Source organism: Acetonema longum DSM 6540 (assembly GCF_000219125.1).
Classification (GTDB): domain Bacteria; phylum Bacillota; class Negativicutes; order Sporomusales; family Acetonemataceae; genus Acetonema; species Acetonema longum.
In genome coordinates, this window is record NZ_AFGF01000296.1 from 1 (window position 1) to 3,535 (window position 3,535).

Below are 3,535 nucleotides of genomic sequence, written 5' to 3' on the forward strand. Positions count from 1 at the left end.
ACCGAAAAAACACAAATTCTGATACAGCGCGACGAGGACGGGCGTGAGACTGTACGTTCGCAGGGTACGTCGATACTAGAAAGATGCGGAGCATCGTGAGATCAGGAAGAAAACAAATCACTTTCCGGTGGAGTCACAGCAAAATAAACTACTGCATTCGAAACCAAAAAGGGATGTTTTCTGAACGAGCCCGCCCGCAGGAGGCTGAAGTAACGCAGATGGGCCTTTTTCAACGGTCCCCTAAAACAAACGTTTGCTGTCGAGTAGTATAGTCACCGGGCCGTGATTAGCCAGCCGCACGATCATTTCCGCCTGGAATTGACCGCACATAACGACGCCTCCCATATCCCGGCAAAGCGCAATAAATGCTTCATACAGTTCTTTGGCCATCTGAGGGGGCGCTGCTGCGTCAAAACTGGGACGCCGGCCTTTACGGCAATCAGCGAACAGAGTAAACTGGGAAACCACCAGCAGTTCTCCCCTGACATCCAGCACAGACCGGTTCATCTTACCGGTCTCATCGGAAAAAATTCGCAGATTCATTATTTTTTCTGCCAGATATTGTATATCTTGCACCGTATCATTCGTTCCTATGCCCAAAAGCACCGTCAGACCCGGGCCGATTTTAGCAATAGACTGGCCGTCTACAGTCACACAAGCCTCATCAGTACGTTGAACAACCGCGCGCATCAGGCACCTCCCGCACTGGCCGTGGCGCGATGAACCCGATAAACGTCCCGCACCCGCCGCATTTTGGTCATAATTTGTTCCAATTCGCTCAAACTCTTAATTTCCAGGATAAGAGTAATGGTTGCTGTTTTATTTTTATGGGCCCTGGCATTCACCGAACTGACATTCAGCTTGATTTCCGAGGCAATCATCATCACATCCGCCAGTAATCCGGGCCGGTCCATGCCGGTAATTTCGACAGTCACCTTATACACATCGTCGGCGGCTATGTCCCAGCTCACGTCGATCATGCGATCATACTCCTCCAGGCTGTTCAATATATTGGAACAATCCGCCCGGTGAATGGACACTCCCCGGCCCCGGGTTATATAGCCTACAATCAGATCGTCAGGAACCGGATTGCAGCAGCGAGCCAGTTTGACCATGACCCCTGATTCTCCTTTGACCAGAACGCCATGACCGGCTTTACTCTTTGTCCGCTTTGGCTTTAAGTCGGCGATGAGTTGCTTTACATCCGGCGGGGTACTGTTTCTCGTCTCTTTCTTATATGCTTCGACAAGTTTAATCATGACCCCATGGGCGGCAATGCCGCCATAGCCCAGCGCCGCCAGCAGGTCTTCCTCTGTGGCCATATTCCATTTTTGGGCTAAATCCGTCAGCCGGTCGCCTTTGAGAATCTCACGCCATTCTTCGCCGAATTTTTTGCCTTCCCGTTCCAGGATTTCCCATCCTTTAAGAATATTTTCCTCGCGTTTTTCCTTCTTAAACCACTGACGAATTTTATTGCGAGTTTCGGAAGAACCTACGATGTTCAGCCAGTCCCGGCTGGGTCCGTTGCTGTTCTTAGCGGTGATGATTTCGACGATATCGCCGTTAGCCAATTTATGCTCCAAGGGCACAATCTTGCCGTTGACCCGTGCTCCAACGCAACGATGCCCCACATCGGTATGAATGCGATAGGCGAAATCAAGGGGAACAGAGCCGGCAGGCAGGTCGATCACATCACCCTTAGGAGTAAAAACGAAAACCTCATCGGAAAACACATCAAGTTTAACCGTCTCGACAAACTCCCGAGGGTCTCTGAGATCCTGCTGCCATTCCAAAAGTTGCCGCAGCCAGGATAGCTTTTGGTCAAAATCTTTGCCGCTGTTTTTAGTGCCTTCTTTGTAGCGCCAGTGAGCCGCAATGCCGTACTCGGAGGTGCGGTGCATCTCCCAGGTGCGGATCTGTATCTCCAAAGGCTGTCCCCGGGTGCCGATCACCGTGGTGTGCAGCGATTGGTACATGTTGGATTTGGGCATGGCTATGTAATCTTTAAACCGCAGAGGAATGGGTTTCCACAAGGTATGAACAATTCCCAGGGCGCCGTAACAGTCTTTTACGGTCTCTACCAGGACTCTCACAGCTGACAGATCATAAATTTCATTGATGTCCTTATGATCCTTTTGCATTTTTTTGTAGATGCTGTAAAAGTGCTTGGGGCGGCCCTGAATTTCAGCTTTAATTCCCATATCGGCCAGCCGGTCAGATAAAATTCGGATGGCTTCGTCAATAATATCCTGTCGTTCCTGTCGTTTTTGTTTTACTTTTTCCACCAATTCGTAGTATCTTTCCGGCTCCAAATACCGAAAGGACAAGTCTTCCATTTCCCATTTAATATTGGACATACCCAGCCTGTGAGCCAAAGGGGCATAGATTTCCAGAGTTTCCCTGGCGATACGCTTCTGTTTGACCTCGGGCATAAACTTGAGTGTCCGCATATTATGGAGACGATCAGCTAATTTAATCAGCACTACCCGAAGATCTTTAGCCATGGCCAGCAGCATCTTACGATAGTTTTCCAGTTGCTGCTCTTCTTTCGACTTATACTCAATCCGGCTAAGCTTGGTCACCCCGTCCACCAGCATTGCGACTTCCTTGCCGAATTTTTTTTCGATATCCTCAAGGGTAATAAAAGTGTCTTCCACTACATCATGCAGGATAGCGGCGCTGATTGTCGTGGCGTCAATTTGTAAATCCGCCAGTATTTTAGCCACTCCCACCGGATGAATAATGTATTCCTCTCCCGAAACCCTCAACTGCCCCTTGTGTGCCTCACAGGCGACAGCATAGGCCTTGCGCAGCAGATCAACAGCCATTTCCGGTTGATAAACCTGGACTTGTCTTATAATGTCATCTACCGTGACCTTAGCTTCAGTGACCACGCCCATACCTCGCCTTCCCGAAACTCTTTCTGCATTTGTATACTGTATCTATGCAGCACTGAAAGCCTTCTCCCAAACTCCCCATAGAAAAACGCAAAGGTTTCTTCTCCGGGCGAGCTTATGAAAAAGCGCTGTCAAACCGGCCATCATCGTTATCCGCCGTCAGTTGACCCGCCGTGCCTGATTCAGGGTTTGCTTTTTGTTCTAATTTTTCCTGCTGCTCCGCCAATTGGGTTTCCAGCTCATCAATCCGTTGATGAGCGCGGTGCAGGGCCCAGCGCAGCCGAACCTGCGCTAAAGCTGCCAGGGAAAGAATTGCCAGGGCCCCCAAAGTGGCCGAACCCAAAATAACGATGACCAACGAAGTCTCAAAACCCCAAACAGCAAAATGAACGGCAACCGGAGCGGCGTTCTGTATAGCAAAAACTGCAACTGCTAAAGAAAAGACCAGTGCGGTAAAAGTCAAAAACTGCATATAGATCACCTCAAAATAAAAAAAATTACTGTGAATAATATTCTCTCTCATCTGATAGAATCCTTTCCTCGTCTGGCTGGAGATTGATAAATTGACAAAAGCAACCATCCCTCAGGGAATCGTTGAAAAAGGCCCATCTGCTTCGTTGTCCCTGCGGGCGGGCTTA

Annotated in this window: 3 protein-coding genes; all 3 read right to left on the reverse strand. The window is 49.2% G+C overall.

What is annotated here, in order from left to right; translation table 11 throughout:
* Nucleotides 1–240: 240 nt before the first annotated feature.
* Nucleotides 241–690 (reverse strand): D-aminoacyl-tRNA deacylase, encoded by a 450-nt coding sequence (gene dtd, locus ALO_RS20610; RefSeq protein WP_004100246.1) that lies wholly within the window; start codon nt 688–690, stop codon nt 241–243.
* Nucleotides 690–2,900 carry a RelA/SpoT family protein gene (locus tag ALO_RS20615; RefSeq protein WP_004100248.1) on the reverse strand — a complete coding sequence of 737 codons (2,211 nt, stop codon included), beginning with the start codon at nt 2,898–2,900 and terminating at the stop codon, nt 690–692. The genes dtd and ALO_RS20615 overlap by 1 nt, the downstream gene beginning before the upstream one ends.
* A gap of 112 nt (nt 2,901–3,012) precedes the next feature.
* On the reverse strand, nt 3,013–3,420 hold the full coding sequence (locus ALO_RS21150) for a LapA family protein (protein ID WP_004100250.1): 408 nt from the start codon (nt 3,418–3,420) through the stop codon (nt 3,013–3,015).
* Nucleotides 3,421–3,535: the final 115 nt, after the last annotated feature.

Coding starts and splice junctions, on each gene's coding strand:
- dtd (WP_004100246.1), bottom strand. CDS start 690: ATGCGCGCGGTTGTTCAACGTACTGATGAGGCTTGTGTGACTGTAGAC.
- ALO_RS21150 (WP_004100250.1), bottom strand. CDS start 3,420: ATGAGAGAGAATATTATTCACAGTAATTTTTTTTATTTTGAGGTGATC.
- ALO_RS20615 (WP_004100248.1), bottom strand. CDS start 2,900: ATGGGCGTGGTCACTGAAGCTAAGGTCACGGTAGATGACATTATAAGA.